The sequence below is a fragment of the Ilyomonas limi genome (genome assembly GCF_005233845.1).
Lineage (GTDB): Bacteria > Bacteroidota > Bacteroidia > Chitinophagales > Chitinophagaceae > Ilyomonas > Ilyomonas limi.
Genome location: NZ_SZQL01000004.1, coordinates 237,050 through 258,944, shown reverse-complemented (window position 1 = coordinate 258,944; position 21,895 = coordinate 237,050). Strand labels below are relative to the sequence as shown.

20 protein-coding genes are annotated in these 21,895 nt (G+C 41.1%); 13 read left to right on the top strand and 7 right to left on the bottom strand.

The window, feature by feature from the left end:
• Nucleotides 1-88 precede the first annotated feature (88 nt).
• Complete coding sequence (locus FC093_RS07445; RefSeq protein ID WP_137261123.1) at nucleotides 89-1,000, top strand: ribonuclease Z; 912 nt, start codon at nucleotides 89-91, stop codon at nucleotides 998-1,000.
• Nucleotides 1,001-1,160: 160 nt separating this feature from the next.
• Here FC093_RS07445 and dapA read toward each other — a convergent pair whose 3' ends face one another.
• Nucleotides 1,161-2,045: a 4-hydroxy-tetrahydrodipicolinate synthase gene (gene dapA, locus FC093_RS07440; protein ID WP_137261122.1), complete on the bottom strand. Its 885-nt coding sequence runs from the start codon at nucleotides 2,043-2,045 to the stop codon at nucleotides 1,161-1,163.
• A 227-nt stretch (nucleotides 2,046-2,272) separates the two neighbouring features.
• On the opposite strand from dapA, the gene FC093_RS07435 reads away from it, so the two are divergent.
• A complete protein-coding gene (locus tag FC093_RS07435) occupies nucleotides 2,273-2,830 on the top strand; it encodes a hypothetical protein (protein ID WP_137261121.1) in 558 nt (185 codons plus the stop codon).
• Nucleotides 2,831-3,717: 887 nt separating this feature from the next.
• Here the strand turns inward: FC093_RS07435 and treA are convergent.
• From treA to FC093_RS07405, 6 genes are all read right to left on the bottom strand, one after another.
• A complete protein-coding gene (treA, locus tag FC093_RS07430) occupies nucleotides 3,718-5,283 on the bottom strand; it encodes an alpha,alpha-trehalase TreA (RefSeq protein WP_262711017.1) in 1,566 nt (521 codons plus the stop codon).
• Nucleotides 5,284-5,462: 179 nt separating this feature from the next.
• Nucleotides 5,463-6,260: an O-methyltransferase gene (locus FC093_RS07425; protein ID WP_137261119.1), complete on the bottom strand. Its 798-nt coding sequence runs from the start codon at nucleotides 6,258-6,260 to the stop codon at nucleotides 5,463-5,465.
• 154 nt (nucleotides 6,261-6,414) lie between these two features.
• Complete coding sequence (locus FC093_RS07420; RefSeq protein WP_137261118.1) at nucleotides 6,415-6,912, bottom strand: dihydrofolate reductase; 498 nt, start codon at nucleotides 6,910-6,912, stop codon at nucleotides 6,415-6,417.
• A gap of 29 nt (nucleotides 6,913-6,941) precedes the next feature.
• On the bottom strand, nucleotides 6,942-7,739 hold the full coding sequence (locus tag FC093_RS07415) for a methyltransferase domain-containing protein (RefSeq protein WP_137261117.1): 798 nt from the start codon (nucleotides 7,737-7,739) through the stop codon (nucleotides 6,942-6,944).
• 131 nt (nucleotides 7,740-7,870) lie between these two features.
• Entirely contained in the window at nucleotides 7,871-8,665 is a 795-nt protein-coding gene (locus FC093_RS07410; protein WP_137261116.1) for a thymidylate synthase, read from the bottom strand.
• A gap of 75 nt (nucleotides 8,666-8,740) precedes the next feature.
• Entirely contained in the window at nucleotides 8,741-9,973 is a 1,233-nt protein-coding gene (locus FC093_RS07405; protein WP_137261115.1) for a proline dehydrogenase family protein, read from the bottom strand.
• Between the two features lie 354 nt (nucleotides 9,974-10,327).
• Between FC093_RS07405 and glgP the strand changes: the two genes are divergently transcribed.
• The 11 genes from glgP to FC093_RS07355 all read left to right on the top strand — a co-directional run bounded on the left by glgP (nucleotide 10,328) and on the right by FC093_RS07355 (nucleotide 21,871).
• Entirely contained in the window at nucleotides 10,328-11,983 is a 1,656-nt protein-coding gene (glgP, locus tag FC093_RS07400; protein WP_137261114.1) for an alpha-glucan family phosphorylase, read from the top strand.
• Nucleotides 11,984-12,319: 336 nt separating this feature from the next.
• Entirely contained in the window at nucleotides 12,320-13,624 is a 1,305-nt protein-coding gene (locus FC093_RS07395; protein WP_137261113.1) for a prolipoprotein diacylglyceryl transferase, read from the top strand.
• 607 nt (nucleotides 13,625-14,231) lie between these two features.
• A complete protein-coding gene (locus tag FC093_RS07390) occupies nucleotides 14,232-14,837 on the top strand; it encodes a DUF4255 domain-containing protein (protein WP_137261112.1) in 606 nt (201 codons plus the stop codon).
• 255 nt (nucleotides 14,838-15,092) lie between these two features.
• Nucleotides 15,093-16,145, top strand: a complete 1,053-nt coding sequence (locus FC093_RS07385; RefSeq protein WP_137261111.1) for a hypothetical protein — start codon at nucleotides 15,093-15,095, stop codon at nucleotides 16,143-16,145.
• Between the two features lie 18 nt (nucleotides 16,146-16,163).
• Nucleotides 16,164-17,735: a phage tail sheath family protein gene (locus tag FC093_RS07380; RefSeq protein ID WP_137261110.1), complete on the top strand. Its 1,572-nt coding sequence runs from the start codon at nucleotides 16,164-16,166 to the stop codon at nucleotides 17,733-17,735.
• Between the two features lie 81 nt (nucleotides 17,736-17,816).
• Entirely contained in the window at nucleotides 17,817-18,254 is a 438-nt protein-coding gene (locus tag FC093_RS07375; protein WP_137261109.1) for a phage tail protein, read from the top strand.
• A gap of 37 nt (nucleotides 18,255-18,291) precedes the next feature.
• Nucleotides 18,292-18,816, top strand: coding sequence for a phage tail protein (locus tag FC093_RS07370; protein ID WP_137261108.1), 525 nt, complete (start codon nucleotides 18,292-18,294; stop codon nucleotides 18,814-18,816).
• A gap of 10 nt (nucleotides 18,817-18,826) precedes the next feature.
• Nucleotides 18,827-18,991 (top strand): DUF5908 family protein, encoded by a 165-nt coding sequence (locus FC093_RS23705; RefSeq protein WP_170971022.1) that lies wholly within the window; start codon nucleotides 18,827-18,829, stop codon nucleotides 18,989-18,991.
• On the top strand, nucleotides 18,991-19,749 hold the full coding sequence (locus FC093_RS07365) for a CIS tube protein (RefSeq protein ID WP_137261107.1): 759 nt from the start codon (nucleotides 18,991-18,993) through the stop codon (nucleotides 19,747-19,749). Before FC093_RS23705 ends, FC093_RS07365 begins: the two co-directional genes overlap by 1 nt.
• The gene (vgrG, locus tag FC093_RS07360; RefSeq protein WP_137261106.1) at nucleotides 19,749-21,632 is read left to right on the top strand and encodes a type VI secretion system tip protein VgrG; all 1,884 of its coding nucleotides are present in this window, start codon (nucleotides 19,749-19,751) and stop codon (nucleotides 21,630-21,632) included. Before FC093_RS07365 ends, vgrG begins: the two co-directional genes overlap by 1 nt.
• Nucleotides 21,633-21,637: 5 nt before the next feature.
• The gene (locus tag FC093_RS07355; RefSeq protein ID WP_137261105.1) at nucleotides 21,638-21,871 is read left to right on the top strand and encodes a hypothetical protein; all 234 of its coding nucleotides are present in this window, start codon (nucleotides 21,638-21,640) and stop codon (nucleotides 21,869-21,871) included.
• Nucleotides 21,872-21,895: the final 24 nt, after the last annotated feature.

Below are 21,895 nucleotides of genomic sequence, written 5' to 3'. Positions count from 1 at the left end.
AGTTTTGGGTAAATAGTAGTGTTAAGCTAAAACATATTGCTCCTACTATCAGTATGCTTTGGTAATATTGTTGCTATACATCTACACTATGTTTGGGGTTACTATTCTTGGCAACAATTCGGCACTTCCTGCTTACGACCGGCATCCAACCGCGCAAGTGATTACACTTAACGACGGGCTTTTTTTATTTGATTGCGGCGAAGGCACGCAGATGCAAATGAATAAATACAAAATCCGCCGCAGCCGCATACAACATATTTTTATCTCCCACCTGCATGGCGACCATTATTTTGGGCTTGCCGGTTTACTTACCTCTATGAGCCTGAGCGACCGCAAAGCGCCACTCCATGTGTATGCGCCGCAAGACCTGGAATTAATTTTAAAACTTCAGGTGATGGCTTACGATACAAAGCTGCCGTATGATTTGTTTTTTCACCCGATACAAGGCGCAGGTGTGCTGGTGGATGAACCGCAATTCAGCGTAAGTTGTTTTAAAGTGTATCACCGCATAGATGCATGGGGATTTTTAATAAAGGAAAAAAGAAAGCCCAGGAAAATTGATGCTGAAAAAGCAAGAGATTATCCTGCTATTCCGCTCCTTTTTTACGAGCATCTGCAAAATGGCGAAGACTACATTGCGCCGGATGGAACAGTTATTAAAAATGAAATGGTAACATATGCCAATATACCGCCTAAAAGTTATGCATATAGCGCCGATACTATTTTTTCGCCATCTATTGCAGAACATATTCAAGGTGTTACGATGCTGTACCATGAAGCTACCTATTTAAAAGATTTGGAAGAACGTGCTGCCAGCCGGCATCATTGCACTACGGTGCAGGCAGCTACTATTGCCAGGCTTGCCGGTGCACAAAAATTATTAATAGGCCATTTCAGCAGTCAATACGATAACGATAAATTATACCTGTTTGAAGAAGAAGCAAAAGAGGTTTTTCCCAGCGTGCAACTGGCTTTAGAAGGTGTGACGTATGAGGTGTGAGACTTGTAAGTGGATAGCTAATAAAGAGGCAAAAGCGGGAAATAGAAATAAATACAAGCATTCAATTTATTTCTATCTCCCGCCTTCTTTTATCTTTCAAGTTAAACAATGGCAGCTTAAAATTTAAGTCTTACATTCTTGTAGTATGTATCTTAAAAACTTACAGCTTTTCCAAATAATCTTTTACTTTTTGATGCAAACCTTCACTTAATGGCACCAGGGGCAATCGCAGGTTGTTTTCTATTATACCTAATTCGTTTAAAAATGCTTTTACACCGGCAGGATTGTTTTCGGCAAACAATAAATGGTAAACTTCCAGTAAAGGGTTGTTGAGTTGCTGTGCTGTTGTAAAGTCATATTGCAAGCCAGCACGTACCATCTCTGAAAATATCTTTGGAAAGCAATTGGCTGCCACACTTATTACGCCATCAATGCCACAGGCAAGTTGCGGCATCACGAGGTCGTCATCGCCACTCACTACTAAAAAATCCTTCGGACGGTTAGCCAGTATCTGCATGATTTGCACCATATTATTGCCGGCTTCTTTTATGCCGCCAATGTTTTCTACTTCGTGCGCCAGCCGCAACGTGGTAGCCGCTTCCATATTGCGGCCGGTACGCCCCGGCACATTGTACAAAACAATAGGCTTGGGCGATGCTGCAGCCAACGTTTTGTAGTGCTGGTAAATGCCTTCCTGCGAAGGTTTACTATAATACGGCGATGCACTTAACACCGCCGCAGCTTTATCTATAGGAAACGTTTCTAAATCCTTTACCAACTCGCGCGTATTATTGCCACCAATGCCTACTACTACCGGCACGCGGTTAGCCACTTTTTCAAACGTATAGTTTACAATGTCTTTCTTTTCCTGTTTATCCAGCGTTGGTGTTTCGCCTGTTGTGCCAAGGCTTACTACATATTCCACACCGCCATCAATCACAAAGTCTATCACTTTGCCCAGTGCATTAAAATCTATATTACTATTAGCATCAAAAGGCGTTACCAACGCCACTCCGGTTCCTCTGAGAATGTTTTGTAAAGACATGTTTTATCTTAATTTTCGGATTGCAGAATTACGAAATTTTACTGCAAATTGATGCATTGAATTTAAACGGAAGAAAATAGCATTACGTTTTAATGCCATGCAGCTACGGAAGAAATCGCCGGCAGCCAACCGTAAATTCCCGGTTCTACTACATGTTTATGCGGTTGTAAAGCGAAAATTCAAGTTGCAATTTTGTATCTATATTAATCCTAAACTTATCCTTATTTATGAAACAAACATTTAAACGCATTCAGTTCTTTGCTTTAACTGCCCTGTTATTAACTACACTTTTAGCCGGTTGCAGCAAAGATGGCGTTAATAAGCCAGGCAATACACCGCAAACAACTATTCCCACGCCATTTGCAGGCAATTGGTCAACTAATAGTATAGGACTTATAAGTTATTGGGATCAGGGTTCGTATGTGGGGTCCGATGGGGATATCATATTTACCGTTACGCTCAATAGCAATGGCTCTGCTGCTTTTTATGGCTATTATTCAGGTGTTTACAGCGGCACTTTCTTTTACCGCTACGCCTGCACCGCAGCTTACCAGGAAGAAAATGATGGCACGGTAACCATTACTGTTTATCCGTATGGTGGCGAACAGATGATTGCCAGCGGACCCAAACAACCGATCGGTTCCAATTCGTTGTATCCTAATAGGGTTTTTGTATTAACGCACTGTACTGTTTATACCGAAAATGGTAAGACTTACATTAGCTATTATGAGCTTGATGAAAATGGTCAGATGCCAGACGAGCCAACTGTACTAGAAAAATTATAGCTTTTGAATATCAGTGGTTTTAAACAGTAGAATGCTTTTGCAAATAGCGGGTGGTTATTGATTGGCATGATTTTACATTATAAATAAAAAATATTTTTGATGAAGAAAATAGCTTTCTGCTTCCTGCTTATGGTATTATTGGCTGAAACCGGTTGTGTAGTAAGAGTGAAACAAAGAGCAATACCTGCCCCGCAACAGCAACCTCAGCGCAGGATGTAGCACCAAGAGGAAACAGGTTAAAATATACGCAAAGAAAGTTTATATCGTACAAGTCTCAGAAGCAGAAAATATCTTATGAATTAATTAATATTAAAAATACACAAACAATCAATTAATTATTTTCAACAGAAAACGTTTAAACTTTAGATATAATTCACAAGAATTAGTGTTTTATTACAAATAATCCCGTTCATTAGCTATTTTAATGATGGCTTGTTCAAATTAAATTGTTGTTGTTTAGAAAATTCAACTACATTTAACAACTTTTTTGCTGCACATGTAGCAAAAAAACATACGAGCCTCTTCGATTGCAATGAACATAACAAACCTCCACCGGCCTCAGGTGGAGGTTTTATGTTATCATATGTTTCCAGATTGGGATGTCTGCTGATCATTTCCCCGATGAGACAGCGGAAGGGCGCTTATACCATTTCAAACTGAGTTGTGCGGATTAGTATTATTAAGCAGCTAATTTACCTCCACTGATTAACCGAGCCATCTACCTTGAAATAGTATAAGATTTATGAAGTTTTGTTTAGGAGAAAAGCGTTCGGGAATTTTAGGAAGTCCGGAAACCTTCTCCCAAACTTTTAATATCTTTTCTTTTTCCGCTTTGCCCGGCGCCTTTACTTAGCAATTTCATGGTTCAAAAAAAGTACCGTAAGCTATTATCTGTCCTTAATATCATACATATCCATCAGCTTCAGCAACACGCCGTTAGTCCAGCCAAAGCCATCCTGCGATTGATATTCGCCGCCACCGGCTTCTAAGTTGGTATCTACCACATTGTATTTTTCCATCAGCTTGCCTGTGCGATGAAATACTTTAATGTTGAGCGCCGCCCAGCGTACTGCCGCTTCTCTCGCAAGCTCGTGCTCCTCATAATTTTCCAGGCCCTTTATAGCCAGCCATTGCAGCGGCGCCCAGCCGTTGGGTGCATCCCATTGCTGACCAGTATTCTTGAGCGTGGTTATAAAGCCACCGCTTTTTAATAGTTGTGCTTTTGCAAATTGCGCTGCCGCGTGTGCCTGTTCGGTGGAAGCTACATTAAAAAACAAGGGTGAAATACCCATAATAGTTACTGCACTGCTCAGCTTTTTACCCGAAATATTATAATCGTAGTACCAGTTGTCTTTTGCATTCCACAGGTATTTATTGATTGCTTTTTTTCTTCTTTCTGCCAGTTGCGTATAGTAATTTGCCCGCAACAGGTTGCCCGTCTCTTTGTATGATTTGGCAAGTGTCAGTTCCAAATGATACAGCAAACCGTTTAAATCTACAGGTACAAAATTGGTAACTTCAACTGTGGAGAGGTGTTCGCCATCTGCAAACCAGCGGCTGCTAAAGTCTAAACCACTCTCGGCGCCCGAGCGTAAATTTTTGTACAGCATAGCGCGATTGCCTTTGTAATCAACAGCCACGGTAGAATCGTGGTAAAACGACTCCTGGCGCGGACGCGTGCCCTGATCCCAATAGCGGTTGAGGATGCTGCCATCGGGCATTGTTACTACATGCTTTGTATTGGCTGTTTTATCCATAAAATAGTTGTATTCTTTTAAGAGTACATTCTGATACAACGCATATACACTGTTGCCCTTTCTTTCTGCCAGCAAGTCGAGCATCATGGAGAAAAATGGTGGTTGCGAGCGGCTAAGGTAATACGTGCGGTTGCCATTAGGTATATGCCCGTATTTGTTGAGCATATAGGCAAAATTGTTAACCATATTCTCCAATACTTCATGCTCGCCGCTTTCCTGCAAACCCAGCATGGTAAAGTAAGAATCCCAATAATAAATTTCCCGGAAACGACCACCCGGCACAATATAAGCGTATGGTAGTGGCAGCAACGAACTGCCTTCTGCCGGCACATCAGGATTGCGCTTGAGTATGTTCCATAACTGCTGGATATGCACCTTTACGCTGGCAGCCGTATCCGATTTGTATTGGCTTGTTGGGCTTACCGGAATTTCAAAATTTTCTTCAACAAAACGCAACAAAGAAAAGCGTAAAGCAGGATTGTGCTTTGCTTTTAAATAATCGGCTACAATTGCTTTCGGGTCGCGCTTGGGAATGCAGTCCACAAAGGTTTTGTTATCAGGGAAAATCCGGTTCATCTGCACATCTACAAACAATTGCCCGTAAATCTGGTCGGGCGTTTTTGGTGTTTGTGCAAAAACAATAAGCAGTATAAACTGCATTACAACAAGCAAGAACGTTTTCTTCATTACAGCAATTTTAGATATTAGATAGCTGTAAAGTAAAAGATTTATTGAGAAAGGAAAATTATCTTTACTGCAAACCTGTCTGTTTGCACCAGGGTACGGTAAGATTCAAAGCACCATAAAGTAATTCCATACATTCTCCAATGTCATTAATCCGTTTAATCCAATAAAATCCCGGTCCACATCCTCGTTTAGAACCTTATTGCAAAGTCTTGCTTTACTTTATTTTCTTTCCTGAAATAAACAATACCGATGAAGAATAAATCTATCGTAAGTCTTACTTGTTCATGCGCTTTGATAGTGTTCCAGGCTTCTTCCATTTCGCCGCTCCAATGAATATCATCAAAAATAAGTACCGAATATTCATGCACTTTTGGAAGTAATTGGTTGAAGTAATCGAGCGTAGGTTGCAAGCGGTGGTTGCCATCAACAAAAGCAAAATCAATGCTTGCTAACTGCGCTATAGTGCCGGGCAATGTATCATTGAAATTGCCGGTAACAAGCTGTATATTTTTTAAACGCCATGATTTAAAATTTTGCTGCGCAATTGCTGCTACCGCTTTGGCACCTTCCATCGTAATCACTTGTGCATCGGCTTTTCCACAAGCTAAATAAGCAGTGGTAATGCCCAGCGAAGTGCCTAACTCGAGTATTGTTTCAGGTTGAAAATAATTAACCATGCGAAAGAGCAGCTGGCTGTATTTTTTAGGTTTAAGCGAAGAACTAGCAATATCTTTTACGCTTCTTTGCGTATGCGCATGAATGCGGGATCCGGCACCGAAGTCCTCTATCGTAAGTACAGTGTTATCGTTTTTTAATTCTTTGCGTGCGGCTTCTATTGTTTCATAACAATAAAAAAGACGTTTATCGTTGAGCACTTGGGTAATAAAGTTAAACACAAAAGGCGAATGTACTCCATGACCTTTGCTGTTGGAAGCACGCCACCAATACAGCATATATTTCTTTGCCAATTGCCACTTGCTATACATGCTGCAATGATAAAACATTTCGATGTGAGATGTGAGTTCTGTGGGATATATGACGTGGCATGTACGATGTGAAAAAAGCGTTTCAGGTACAAATTTGTACGTACTTCATTCACCATTCACAAACTCACAACCGGCAACTCACCACTCCTGTACTTCATTTTCTTTCCCACAGCTCAAAGCTGTAAGAATAGGCATGTTTGTCATCGGCATCAAAATCCTGTTTGCTCGTGCGTACCCATTTTGTTTCATCTATCGAAGGGAAAAAAGCATCGGCTTCGGGGAAAGAAGTGTGCACACGGGTAAGATAAATTTTAGTCGCTTTAGGCAGCAATTCTTTATATATCTCACCACCACCAATTACCATTGTTTCTTTATAATCGTTTTGCTCCGCAAAAAAAATAGCATCAGCTATATTATTTACAACCACAGCGCCTCCAGGCTTATAATCTTTTTTATGGGTGAGAATAATGTTAGCTCTGCCATTTAATGGTTTGCTGCCCAATGCTTCAAAGGTTTTGCGCCCCATGAGCACCGGCATTGCCCAGGTGATATTTTTAAAAAACTTTAAATCATTAGGCAAATGCCAAAGCATAGCATTGTCTTTACCAATGGCATCGTTTTCGGCAGCCGCAACTACAAAAGAAAAATTCATTTTAGCTTATTTATGTAAAAATAAAACCATCATTTTTGTCCGCTTACGGCAAGCAGATACATCGCCATAGATTGTGCGGTTGTAGCTGCCCATAACTGATAATCTTTCTCGGCATCTTCCCGCTCTTCTTCGCTTATATAACCATCACTTACCAATTGTTTTCCCCGCGTAGCGGCAACAATTGCCCAAATATTGATGTGTGTTGCAAAGTCTTTATCAGTGCTGTTCGTTATTTCTGAATAATCAGCTACCATAATATTCTTTAAGCCTGCTTCCTCAAACATAGCCGCAAGATGATCGGCTGTTTCATTATCCATGCCGGCATCTTCCCGCCATTGCAGAAAGGCCTTATAGAACCGTTGCATACTTGCCGGTATACCAGGCGACCATTGTATTTTTTTATGGTTATAATCCAATATAGAAACATATCCTCCAGGCTCTGATAAGGCTATCATTTGTATTAATATTTCTCCTGGGTTAGCAACCCACTGCAACACACGGGCAGCACTTACCACATCAAATCTTTTTTCGGGAACATATTGTGAAATATCTGCTCTTTCAAAGTGTATATTATTTACAGACTGATGATTTTCTTTAGCCAACTCAATAAGATGTTCACTGGTATCTATGCCCGTTACACCACCTGTACTACCAACCAGCAATGCTATGCCTGCAGTAATACCACCCGAGCCACAACCTACATCCAGCACGTGGTTGCCCGGCTTTACAACCGACAATAGATTTTGATTAGCATTGAAAACAGTACGATGTTCCAAAACGGCATGTGTACCTTTTGGCATCGTTGCACGTTCTGTAGCCTGGCTCATATAGTTTGGTGCTGATATTTAAAAGAAAAATTACTTTAGTTTAATAGTATTTTCCAAATCGTATGTCGTAAAACTAACATCTAAAAATTACGGCTACATCGTACATCACACATCAAACATTGTACATTATTTCACACGGCTACCGGCGCTTTTATATGCGGATGAAACTGATAATTCTCTAATTGAAAATCTTCGTACCGGAAACTGAAAATATCTTTTACCGCAGGATTGAGCTTCATTGTTGGTAGCGGGTAAGGCTCGCGGCTCAATTGCAACTTTGCCTGTTCTATATGGTTGCTGTACAAATGCACATCGCCAAATGTGTGTACAAAATCACCCGCTTCTAAATCGCACACCTGCGCCACCATCATGGTAAGCAAGGCATACGATGCAATGTTGAACGGAACACCCAAAAACACATCGGCGCTCCGCTGATACAACTGACAGCTTAATTTTCCATCCGCTACATAAAATTGAAACAGCGCATGGCAGGGCATCAGCGCCATTTTGGGGAGGTCTGCCACATTCCATGCACTTACAATAATGCGCCGGCTATCGGGTGTATTTTTTATTTGTTTAATAGCATCGCTTATCTGGTCAATTGCTTGTCCATCGGTTCCTTCCCAGCTACGCCATTGTTTGCCGTACACCGGTCCCAGTTCACCGTTTTCATCTGCCCATTCGTTCCAGATACTTACGTTGTGTTCAGTTAAATATCTGATGTTGGTTTCACCTTTTAGGAACCATAACAGTTCATAAATTATACTTTTTAGATGCAGTTTTTTAGTAGTGACTAATGGAAAGCCCTCACTCAGATTAAACCGCATTTGATAGCCAAAACAACTGATGGTGCCAGTGCCGGTGCGGTCTGTTTTTATAGCGCCGTTATCCAAAATATATTGCAGTAATTCGTGGTATTGTTGCATAAGCCTCCAGCCCTTAAAGGGGAGTTTTGAAGTTTGATTAAAATATTTTTTCTCTGTTGAATTTGCCTTCACCCTTTAGGATTGGGCATTGCCCTGCTCCCCTTTAGGGGATGGGGGCTTACTTCTCTCCTTCCTTCGCTTCAACTCTCTTTTTATTAAAGTCAATTCACGGCTCGTTTGCCCGTTGATGCTGCTGTTTTCTTGTGCGCGGCGCATAAGGTAAGGAATCACTTCGCGAATGGGGCCAAACGGCACATATTTACTCACCGAATAACCGGCTTTTGCAAGATTGAAAGTGATGTTGTCGCTCATGCCATACAACTGCGAAAAATGTACATGCGGGTGGCTATGCATAATACCTTTCATATCCAGTAGTTCGGCAGCATGGAGGTTGCTGTATTCGTTGTGCGTAGCAATCACCACTGCAATCGAATTTAAGTTATTGATGCAATATTCAACAGCCGCATTAAAATCACCATCAGTAAATGATTTATCCTGCTGTATGGGCGATGGATAACCTTTTTGCTGTGCACGCGCACGCTCTTTTTCCATATAGGCGCCACGCACCAGTTTTATGCCCAATATAAACCCTTTTTGCTGCGCAATTTGGTGCGATAACTTTAAAAAACTCAGCCTGTCTTGCCGGTACAATTGAATGGTATTATACACAATAGCCTTGTCTTTATTAAATGCTTCCATCATCTCCATTGTCAGGCGGTCTATCGGGTCTTGTATCCAGCTTTCTTCGGCATCTACAAGTACACCTATACCCCTTTCGGCAGCCACTTCACATATTCTATACATACGCTCCCGCACATTATCCCACTCCTCATTTTCCACCTCGTGGTCGTGTACGCCGCTGCGCAGGCGTGGCGCTTCATTTAAAGTTTGCAACAAACCAAAACGTGATAAACCTGTAATTTTTACGCTGATAAACGGGATATTTTTTTGCGTAGCAGCATAGTTGATTACGCGTATAAACTGCTCGGTAGTCTGCTCAAAGTTTGCTTCGCCTTCTTTGCCTTCCACTCCATAATCCAATATCACTTGTACGTGATAGTCGTTCAGTAGTTTAGCCACAGCAGCCGTTCGTTCCAGCGTTTCACCACCTACAAACTGCTTAAATATAGTGCTGCGGATAATACCATTAATAGGCAAGCCGGTCTTCATTAAAAATGGGGTAAGCCGCACGCCCATTGCCGAAAACCATGGATAGTTCATAGTAGTAAATAAAAAACGGGAAGCCTTCAGTTCCTTATCGCTTTTATAATCAAAAGCCACTTTTGTATTATCGAATGAAATATCCATAACTCAACGGGTTCGTACAGCGAATATCGGTAAGAGCACGCTAATTAAAAAGTATGTCTGCCAGATTGTGCGAAGATTGTAGGAAAAATAAATAAAGCGGCTGGTGAAATGGTACGAAAATAAACTAACTGTTTTACTGTTATTCCCTACAAATACTTCTGCATAATTTATGTATAAACGTACCCTTCGGCTTCACTTGTTTTTGTAGCCTGGGGTTATAGTATTGTAATATTTAGTCTTAGAACTTATCATTTTTACATCTTTTATCTTTCTTCAATTGCTTCTTAACTGCATTTTAAATGCGTACAGTTTACATTTTGCTATATTGCAAGCCCTTTTACCAAAAACATAACTATGAGTTTTAGAAACTTCCAGGTTCCTTACACAATTGACGATCGCTATACGAAAAGAGTTGCTTACTTCTCTATGGAGTATGCGGTGCAACAACCGCTTAAAATATACAGCGGTGGTTTAGGCTTTTTAGCCGGCTCGCACATGCGCAGTGCTTATGAGCTGCGCCAGAATTTAATTGGTATCGGCATTTTGTGGAAATATGGCTATTACGATCAGGCACGCAACCAGGACCAAACCTTGCAGGTAACCTGGATGGAAAAATTATATTCTTTTCTCGAAGACACAGGCATTAAGTTTCAGATATTAATACATGATGCACCGGTATGGGTAAAAGCATATTATTTAAATCCCGCCACTTTTAACACTGCACCGATGTTTTTATTAAGCACCGATCTGCCGGAGAATGACTATGTATCGCAAACCATATGTCACCGCCTGTACGATGCCAATGTGGCTACTAAAGTTGCGCAGTTTATCTTATTGGGCGTTGGTGGCGCCAAGCTGGTAGATGAACTGGGCTTTAAGCCTGATGTATATCATTTAAATGAAGCGCATGGGTTATCGGCTGCATTTTATTTGCTTAATAAATTCAAGAACATTGAAACGCTCCGCAAGCATTTAGTGTTTACCACACATACCCCCGAAGAAGCAGGCAATGAAAAACACGATCTTTACCTGTGTCACAAAATGAGTTATTTCTGCGGTTTAAGCATAGATGAAGTAAGGAAAATTACCGGCATTTATGATGATCAGTTCAATCACTCCTTAGTGGCATTGCGCTTTGCACGGATAGCGAATGGCGTATCTAAATTGCATGGTGAGGTATCGCGTGCAATGTGGAGCAAGTACGATAATATTTGTCCTATTATCTCCATTACCAATGCACAAAACTGGCGCTTTTGGGCAGATAAGCAGTTGTACAGAGCTATGGAAGAAGGTAATGATGTTGTATTTGACGACCGCAAAAAATACCTTAAAAAAAGAGCTTTTGATATAGTTGCCGACCAAACCGGGAAGCTGCTGGACCCGGATGTATTGACTATTGTATGGGCGCGCCGGTTTGCCGGGTATAAACGTGCCGATTTTCTGGTACAGGATAAAGAGCGATTTGAGCGGATGATGAGCAATAATATTCATCCGGTACAAATTGTTTGGGCGGGCAAGCCTTATCCGCTGGATTATGCAGCCATTTCTACCTTTAACAGCCTGGTGCAGTTGAGTAAAAATTATAAGAATGTAGCGGTGCTGATTGGTTATGAACTGGCATTGAGCAAGCGTTTGAAACAAGGCGCCGACATATGGCTCAATAACCCGCGTGTACCGCGCGAAGCATCCGGTACCAGTGGTATGACGGCTGCAATGAATGGAGCTGTTAACTTCTCTACCGATGATGGCTGGATTCCTGAATTTATTGACCAGGGGCATAATGGATTTGTAGTACCCAAAGCCGATTATCAAAACATGCATGTGCTGGAGCAGGATAAATACGACCTCGATACGATGTACGACATGCTGGAGAAGGAGATAATACCCATGTACTACGAGAGCAAAGACACCTGGCGCCAGATAATGAAAAATGGTATGCGGGATGTACGCTTTCAGTTTGACAGCAACCGTATGGCAAGTGAGTATTATGAATTGATGTATAAAAGTTAGTGTATTCTGACAGGCAAAACTTTAAGTTTAAAGATAAAAGCCCGTTTATTTAATAATAAGTGATGCCGCTAAGCGGCATCACTTATTTTATTTGGTGATGAACTATGATGCTATTGCTGAGCTTTTAAGCGAGTACATGTTTGCTAAATCACGAGCATTACAGGAGTAATTGCATAGAGAAACATGGCGATATACAGAGATTTGTTTATCAGGTAAATCGGAAAAATTGGAAAACATCGTGATCCGCTATCAGCTAAAAAATCAGTAAAATCATTATCCCGGGAATTGCCCTAAGTGTTTATTGCTTATACTTGCACACTTACTTAAAATCTATTCATGTATCCCAACTTATATTATCTCTTTAAAGATCTGTTTGGTGTAAGCCTGCCTTTTTTAAAGGTGTTCAACACTTTTGGTACGATGGTGGCTATTTCGTTTTTGGTGTGTGCCTGGATGCTTACCAAAGAACTAAAGCGCAAAGAAGCCAAAGGCCTGCTTACATATAAAGAAGTATCGATCACGGTAGGGCAGCCCGCCTCCATCGCTGACATTATCATCAACTTTATATTTGGGTTTATCTTCGGATACAAGTTCATAGGTTTGTTTTTAACACCCGGCGCATCAGCCGATCCCGCAGGTTACATCTTTTCTTCTGCCGGCAATATGCCTGCAGGTATTATATTGGGCCTGCTGATGGCTTTTTTAAAATGGCGGAGTAAAAACAAGCTAAAATTGGCCAAGCCCGAAAAACGTATTATTAAAATATGGCCGAGCGACAGAGTGGGAGACCTTGTGCTGATAGCGGCAGTTGCAGGTTTTGCAGGTGCTAAAGTATTTGACAACCTCGAAAACTGGGACCGCTTTATTCAAGACCCGATTGGCAATCTATTCTCGCGCAGCGGTCTCACTTTTTATGGGGGTTTGATTGTAGCAGCAATTAGTATTTATTATTATTTACGTAGTAATAAAATCTCCTTTATACATGTAGCCGATGCCATTGCACCGGGTTTGATGTTTGCTTATGGCTGGGGACGCGTAGGCTGCCAGGTGGCCGGCGATGGCGATTGGGGCATTATCAACAGTGCATACATCAGCAACTCCGATGGCCAAGCCTTGCTTGCAACACCGCAACAGTTTTCTTATAAACTGACACAATATCAAAGCATTTACGAAGAACATATTGCTGCTACCGGTGAGGTACAACATGCTGCAGTAAAAGCTTTTGCCGGCCTGCCCGACTGGTTGTTTGCCTTTACCTATACGCACAATGTAAACCGCGAAGGTGTTCCGCTGGCGCACTGCAACTGGGATGATTATTGCACTTATCTGCCACTGCCGGTTTTTCCTACCCCATTGTACGAAATAATGATGGGTTTGCTCTTGTGCCTGTTGTTGTGGCGCATTCGCAAAAAGTTTCATTTTGCAGGCCAACTGTTTGCAGTATATCTTTTTGTAAATGGTGTGGAGCGGTTTCTTATTGAAAAAATAAGAGTAAATACGAAGTACAATATTTTTGGTTATCACCCTACACAAGCGGAGCTTATCTCTTTTGCCTTAATTATTGCAGGTATTGTTTTGTACTGGTATGCGCCCAGGCTGAATGTAAATAAAACGAAATTGCAGAAAGTGCAGACAGACTAACATGGTTTTGTTTTAATACGAACTGAACCTGGCAACGTAACTCAGTAATGCTGCTATGCAACAGCGCCGCAGAGGGAGTCTTTGTCGCCCGTACGCAAGCGGTAAATTCCGTGTAAATAATAGCGGTCACATCCTGTTATTAACTGGGTTCCCGCTGGAAGCCCTGCTAATAACAAGCATCTAAACGTGCATTACAGAGTTATCTTTACACAATCCTATCTTACCAATACAATTGGTAATTTTTTATCAGCATTTTTGCTATACAAACTATTACCCATATTGTTTTATTAAAAGATCTTCATCATATAAGATGCCTTTTGCTTTAATAGCTACTTGCATTTATACATAGTTGCATTAAAATATTTCCTGAATAATAATGCAGGATAAATAATAAGAAAACTACAGATAGCTGCAGGCTGGAATTTGGTAAAAAGTTTAAAAAATTTTTTTTGTATAAAAAATAGTCTAATTTAGATTTCAGTAAATATATCCGACTTCATAAATAATCATAGCTGGCCATGCGTTTCCAATAGAAAGGATATTAACATTTGAAGGTTGCTTAACATATTTTCTGCTACGATTTCTTCAGCCATTGAAATGACATCCAATGCTAAGAACTGCATTAGAATTTTTGAGAGATGAACTGAATCTTTATATCAAACGTAAAGACCCGGTAAATTTTGCGGGTACAGCAGACAACGTAACGCTTTCCTCCTTAATGAAACCCGATGGAACCACCGCCATATCTATAGGCGATGCCGATGCCTTTAAAATTGTAATTACACTTATTAATTTAGAAGAAGACCGGATTGCGGAGTCGCAGATTTACCGCAAGGTAAATGATAAAATACAGGTTGTGAACCCGCCGGTAAATATTAATGCGTTTGTGCTGTTCTCTGTTTTTGCAAACAACTATTCAACCGCACTTCGTTTGTTATCGTATATCATTTCATTCTTCCAAACCAATGCTGTTTTTGATAGTGAGCAATTTCCGCAAATGAATGCGAATGCGGGTAAGCCGTGGGAGCAAATTGACAAATTGTTAGCAACAATGCACTCTACCACCTTTGAACAACAAAACAACCTATGGGCTGCATTGGGCGCTAAATATATGCCGAGCGTGATTTACAAAATCAGAACGATCAGCTTTACAGACTTTGAACCAAAGATGGAAGCGCCACCAATCACAGAAGTTACCATTTCGGATAATTAAACGATAAATAATTGAGGTAGCAGTGGCCAATGATATAAGTAAACAGATATCATTAGTTTAAATTAAAAGATAATAACCTAAGGCTTCAGCCCTGGGACTACATGCAAAGGGATGATTGGCTTTAGCCAAAGTAATTGCTTAGGTTAAAGTCATAAAGCCTTTCACTTTGGTTTCCCAAAGCTGAAGCCTTGGGTTATTGCAAACTAATCATGTTTAACTCCTTATTGATTTAGTCTTTAAGTAAATACTTCTCTTATGATTCAAATCAAGTATAAGGCATTGTTCGACCTTGAATTCCTGCATAGTTTTTATACTTCGGGTAAATGCCCGGATATAGAAATGGTGCCTACTGCTGAATGCACTTATACGATGCAACGGTTTGGTTTGAAGTTTTTACCAACAGACTTTGGAGGCAAGTTATTCGCAAAAGTAAAAACAGTCAATAATAAAGACCTTATCAACAATCCCTTACCAAACGGAGCTACATTTTCCTTTATCTTAAAACTAAAGACCAGTGTATTTGAAAATTTTACAGAGCTGAACCTGACCAAGCCAAGGACAAACCACTACTATTTTAATAACCTTGTTAATAATGTTTCGGCAGATGGCTTTCCGCTTTTGGTTGCTAATACGACCAGTAAAATAGTTTCGGATGCCGACCTGCTGCCTTTTATCAGTAACAGTTTTTCTTATACACACAGCAGTACCGTAGCAACAGTAAACAGCGAGTTGGATTTTATAGACAGCGGTGAACAATTTTCACAATCGCTCGATAATTATAATAATGTTTTCAACTTCACTTACGATCTTAAAACGGCAAAAGAAGGCAGGATAAAATTTTTTGTTGAAGGTGTGGAAAAGGCTGCTGCTTATGTGATAGCCCCTATTGATAATGCAGATGCTTTTGGCGTGGTAGAAATATTTTATAATGATGCGCTGCCGGCAGCTTACCAGTTTCAGCAAGCCGATAACGCCATCGAAACAAAATCTTATAAAATAACTTTTACCAACCGGGCTACCAAATGGAGATATATTGTTACAAAACAATTCAACCAGGCTATTACAGGAATAAGTATTGGTAAAACAAATGGAACACCCATCAATTTTACAGCTCAGCCAGGTGCGCCAGCGGGGCAATTCGTTATGGCATCCAACAACGCCTTGCCATTAAAAGAAGCGCCGGTTGCGGGTATTAAACTAAGAGATCAGGCAAATAAGCTGATTATAGCTAACCTGCCAAATCCTTCATTCAATCTTGTTAAACGGGAAGGTGCCGATACTTTCTCGGATATACTTATAACTATCTAACAATTTAAACCCATTTATATGGCAGATGTATTTAAAACCCCCGGTGTTTACATAAAGGAAATCCCTTTATTCCCCCCCTCCATTGCAGAGGTAGAAACAGCCATTCCGGCCTTTATAGGCTATACGGAAACAGCAACTATTAATGGACTAGATTTAGACCTTACACCAACACGCATCAGCTCGCTGCTGGAATATGAAAGCATATTTGGCGCTGCCCAAAAAGAAAATGCAATTGTTGTTACCATTACCGATTCGCTTAACGGTACTGCACTCAATCAGCGGACCATTACCGCCGATATTACTCCCGCAAAGCGTTCCCGCTTTAAAATGTACTATTCTTTGCAAATGTTCTTTGCAAACGGCGGCGGGCCATGCTACATTGTATCTACGGGTACTTACGGCAATACGCCTACAACCAACACATACGCCGATACAGATATTGACAGAGGTAAACTTTCTGCCGGCCTTGCTGAGGTAGCAAAATTTGATGAACCTACGTTGCTCGTTTTCCCAGATGCTACCTCGCTCAGCGATTCGGATTATAATGCGCTGATGGGTGAAGCCTTATCGCAATGTGCCGATCTGCAGGACCGTTTTGCGATAATGGATGTAAAACCGGTAACGGTTATCAATACCATCCGCGATTCAATGGATAGCTTTCGCAATGCACAGTTAATGGAAAGCAGCATTGATAAACTAAAATATGGTGCAGCCTATTTTCCTTTTCTGGAGACAGCCCTTATCTATCGTTACGACTTAGGCGATGTTTCCATTGTTTATCAAACTGTTTCAGGCACTACCACCACTACACTTACCGATCCTGCTACTGCTTCTAAAAACCTAAAGCTGGCTGATATACTCACACCACCTTCAGGTTTGGATGCCGGCATTCGCGATGGTCTTAATCTGAAGAAAAATACCCCACTCACCTCTCCCCCATCGCCTCCCGTGCTGGCCGGAAATACAGAGTTATATAATCTTATAAAAGCAGAGTTAAATAAAGTAACGGTAGAGTTACCGCCATCAGGGGCAGTAGTGGGCGTGTATGCTGCGGTGGATAGTAGCCGCGGTGTATGGAAAGCACCGGCAAATGTTTCGCTTGCTTATGTAAATGCGCCATCGGTAAAGATTTCTCACAACGACCAAATGGATCTGAATGTGGATGCCACCTCCGGTAAATCTATCAATGCTATCCGTTCTTTTGTTGGGCAGGGCAACAAAATATGGGGCGCAAGAACCCTGGCTGGTAACGATAATGAATGGCGGTATATTTCTGTACGCCGCTTTTTCAACTACGCCGAGGAATCTATTAAAAAAGGTACCGAATGGGTGGTATTCGAGCCCAATGACGCCAATACCTGGATTAGGGTAAAAGCAATGATTGAAAACTTTTTAACCAAGCAATGGCGTGCAGGTGCCCTTGCTGGCGAAAAACCTGAACAGGCATTCTTTGTAAAGGTAGGATTAGGACTAACCATGACTGCTTTGGACATACTGGAAGGCAGAATGAATGTAGAAATTGGTATGGCAGTAGTTCGTCCTGCAGAATTTATTATTCTTAAGTTCTCGCATAAACTACAAGAGTCGTGAGATACTATAAAGACAGTACAGCTGAAGCTAAACAGATAAAGGTTAGCTAACTAAAAATCACAACACAAATTCTTTTCAATCATGGCAAATACATATCCTTTACCAAAGTTTCACTTCCGCGTAGAGTGGGGTGGAGCAAATATGGGCTTTACGGAAGTAAGCGGACTAAATATAGAAAATAAAGTAATTGAATACCGCGATGGCTTATTGCCGGAATACAGCAAGATAAAAATGCCCGGCATGCGCGAATTCAGTAACATCACCCTGAAACGTGGTGTTTTTAATGGGGATAATGAATTTTACGACTGGCTGAATACCATTTCGCTGAATAATGTTGCCCGCAGAGACATTACCATTAGTTTATTAAACGAAAAGCACGAGCCGGTAGTAGTATGGAAGGTGCATAACGCTTTCCCGGTAAAAGTGCAGAGCACCGATTTGAAAGGCGATGGCAATGAAGTGGCTATTGAACAACTGGATATTGCACATGAAGGCTTAACGATAGAAAACCGCGGTTAAGCAGTTGCATATTTTCAACCTTTCAAATTAATGCTATATGAGTGTACTTGATGGATTAATATATCCACCTCTGGGTTTTCATTTTTCGGTATTGATAGAAATGTTTCCGCAAACACCACAGGATCTGCGCTTTCAAAGTGTTACCGGATTGAGCGTAAATATTCAACCCGAAACAGTAGCCGAAGGTGGAGAAAACCACTTTAAGCACCAATTCCCTACAGTGCCGCAATACGATAAAATTGTCTTAAAAAGAGGCTTATTCAATGGCTCGTTTATCGCCAGTTGGTGTAAAAATGCCATTGAGGATTTTGAATTTGAACCGCACAACGTACTCATATCGCTGCTCAATAATTTGCATGTGCCCGTTGCCACGTGGCATGTATTTAATGCGTATCCGGTTAAAGTGAGTATTTCGGAGTTTAATGCAGAGCAAAATACACTTGTAATAGAAACACTGGAGTTGGCTTATCAATATTACAAAACCATCGGTCTGGATGTATCAATAGCCGGGGGCATTGGTGCAGCCACTTCTGTAGCCGGCGGTTTAGCTGCAGCCTTATAAATTTTTATATATGCCTATCATTATAAACGAAATAGAAATAGCCGTGGAAGTTGCGCCGGGCAATAATACGCAAAGCAATACTTCAACAACTGCTGATGCGTTGCAGCGGGAAGAAATCATTAAAGAATGTGTAGAAAAAGTAATGGAAATTATTAACCAGAAAAACGAACGATAATGGCAGATGTACTTGGTGCAATAGGTGATACATTGGGATTAACCAAAGGCGGAGAAGTAACAAAACTGCTCATTGAATCATATAGTGATGTGGGTAGAGGTAAGGATAAAAAAACATTTGAAGCTTTTATCAATCCGGATGAATATTCACTCAATTACAATGTAGTGGTTGATAATACTTTTAAACCCGGAAGAAGTACAAATGACCAGGGTAATTTTCTGCAGATACAACCACTGGAGGTAACGCTTAAATTTTTCCTCGACGGCACCAATATAATCCCTGATAAAGCAACCGGTAAAAAGCTGGATGTGCCTCAAAAAATAGGTCAGTTTCACGATGCGATAGGATATGACGGGAATGTGCATCGTCCCAGATATTTAAGACTTATCTGGGGCAGGGCAGCATGGCTAAGAGCCAACCAGCTATCTTTTGATTGTTATTTAAAGTCGGCTTCTTTTCAATATAAATTGTTCGACAAAAATGGCACACCACTGAGGGTTATTATCAATGCAACATTTACAGAAGTATTAAGCGCACCTGCTGCCCAGGCCACAGATGGGAAAAAGTCTCCCGACTTAACACATATACGCACAGTTAAAGAGGGTGATACCTTACCCGCTATGTCTTTTGATATTTATGGAGATAAAAAATATTATCTGGAAGTAGCAAGGATAAATAAGTTAACCAACTTTAGAAATCTGCAACCGGGACAAAAGATTTTGTTTCCACCTTTTGATAAAAATACGAGTAAAAAGTAATGCCGGAAGAAACAACCATACCATCTGTTGAAACTGTTGCCAACTTCGTTATTAAAGTAAACGGAACAGAAATTCCTGTAACCGTTCCGGTGCTTTCTGTAAACGTTATGAAGATAATAAATAAGATTTCTTCTGCATTAATCGTATTGCAGGATGGTGATGCAGCTACCGGGGATTTTCCGTTGAGCAATGGCGAACTGTTTATTCCCGGCAATGAAATAGCAATTGCCGCCGGCGACCCGGATAATACACAGAATATTTTCAAAGGCATTATTATAAAGCACTCTTTAAGAATAAGAAATAACAGGAGTCCGCAACTGGTAATTGAATGTAAACACAAAGCAGTAAAAACAACTGTTGGAAGAAAAAACGCCTCTTTTAGCGATAGCACCGATTCGGATGCTTTTGAAAAGATGTTGCGTAATGCTGGTTTTGCATCTAACGAAATGGATATAGAATCCTCTTCCTTACAGCACGAAGAATTGGTGCAATACAATTGTACCGACTGGGATTTTATATTGAGCCGTACAGAAGCCATCGGCAAAGTGATACTCACCAACGATGAAAAAATAACCATTAAAACACCTACCGTTTCGGGCGATGCGGCGCTGTCCCTTTTATATGGCGCAACCATTATTGAACTGGATACGGAAATGGATAGCCGTAATGAATACAGCGCCGTGAAAGCTTATTCGTGGAGCATGGCAGACCAGGAAGTAGCAGCATCGGAAGCTACTGCACCGTCTCAACTGGAAGAAGAAGGCAACTTATCGGTTGATGAACTGGCAGATGTAATTGGTTTGGACGAGCTGGCATTGCAACATGCTGCAACACTTACGGCAGATGAACGTAAAGCCTGGGCGGATGCACAACTGCTGAAAGCAAGACTCTCTAAAATAAGAGGCAGAGCAAAGTTTGATGGCATTGCTGCCATCAACCCCGGAGACGTACTGGAGTTGCATGGACTGGGAAAGCGCTTCAACGGAAAAGCCTTTGTAAGCGGCGTAAGGCAGGATTATGACGGTATCAGCGGCTGGAAAACACAGGCGCAGTTTGGTCACTCACCGGAGTGGTTTGCAGAGGAAAATGCGGTTAATGCACCAAAAGCAGGCGCATTAATACCGGGCGTATCTGGCTTATATACAGGCATTGTTACCGACAATGAAGATCCTACCGGTGAAATGCGGGTAAGAGTAAAATTCCCTTTTATTAGTCCCGACGATGATGGCGGATGGGCAAGAATGGCTTTGGCGGATGCAGGAAATGAAAGAGGATTATTTTTTCGTCCGGAGATTGGCGACGAAGTAGTAGCAGGCTTTTTACAAGATGATCCGCGTCATCCGGTGATTGTAGGCATGTTAAATAGTTCTGCCAATCCATCGCCGCTGCAGCCTTCCAACGATAACCATCTGAAAGGATATACTTCCAGAGAAAAATTAATACTGCAGTTTGATGATGATAAAAAAGAAATAACGATAAAAACGCCTGCAGCAAATACAATAACCATCAGCGATGATAAAAAGGCGATTACTATTGAAGATCAAAATGGCAATAAAATAGAGACCAACGAAGATGGCATTACCTTAAACGATAGCAACGGCAGCGAAATAGTAACCATTGAAACAAAAGGGGGAAAAATAAGGATTAAAGGAAGCACCAAAGTAGTAGTGGAAGCGCCGCAAATAGAGCTGGTTGAAAACGGTGCACACCCACTGGTGTTTGGCGATGATTTATTAAACTATCTTAACCAGTTGGTGCAAATGTTCAATTCACACATGCACCCAGGGCAAATGGCTTTAATACCCGTAACACCGGCGCCGCCTGTGCCGCCTTTTCCACCTCCTACACCAGCACTACTTTCTTTTAAAGTTAAAACCGGATAAATAATATGTCATTAAAAGCAGGCTCAACAGCAGACTTTAGAAACAGCATGGCAGAGGCTATACAAACAGCATGGGACAGGGTGAGAGGTGATACGCCCACTTCAGACCAGATGAAACTGATGTTTATAGCCATTGCACAAGGCGTAGTGCAGCATCTGGTAGCACATCCTGAAGCATTTATTGTAAAACCTGAAACAGAGCTTGATTATAAGTTTGATGTGGAGATAGAAGGATCATAAATGTTAAAATGACCATTAATTGAA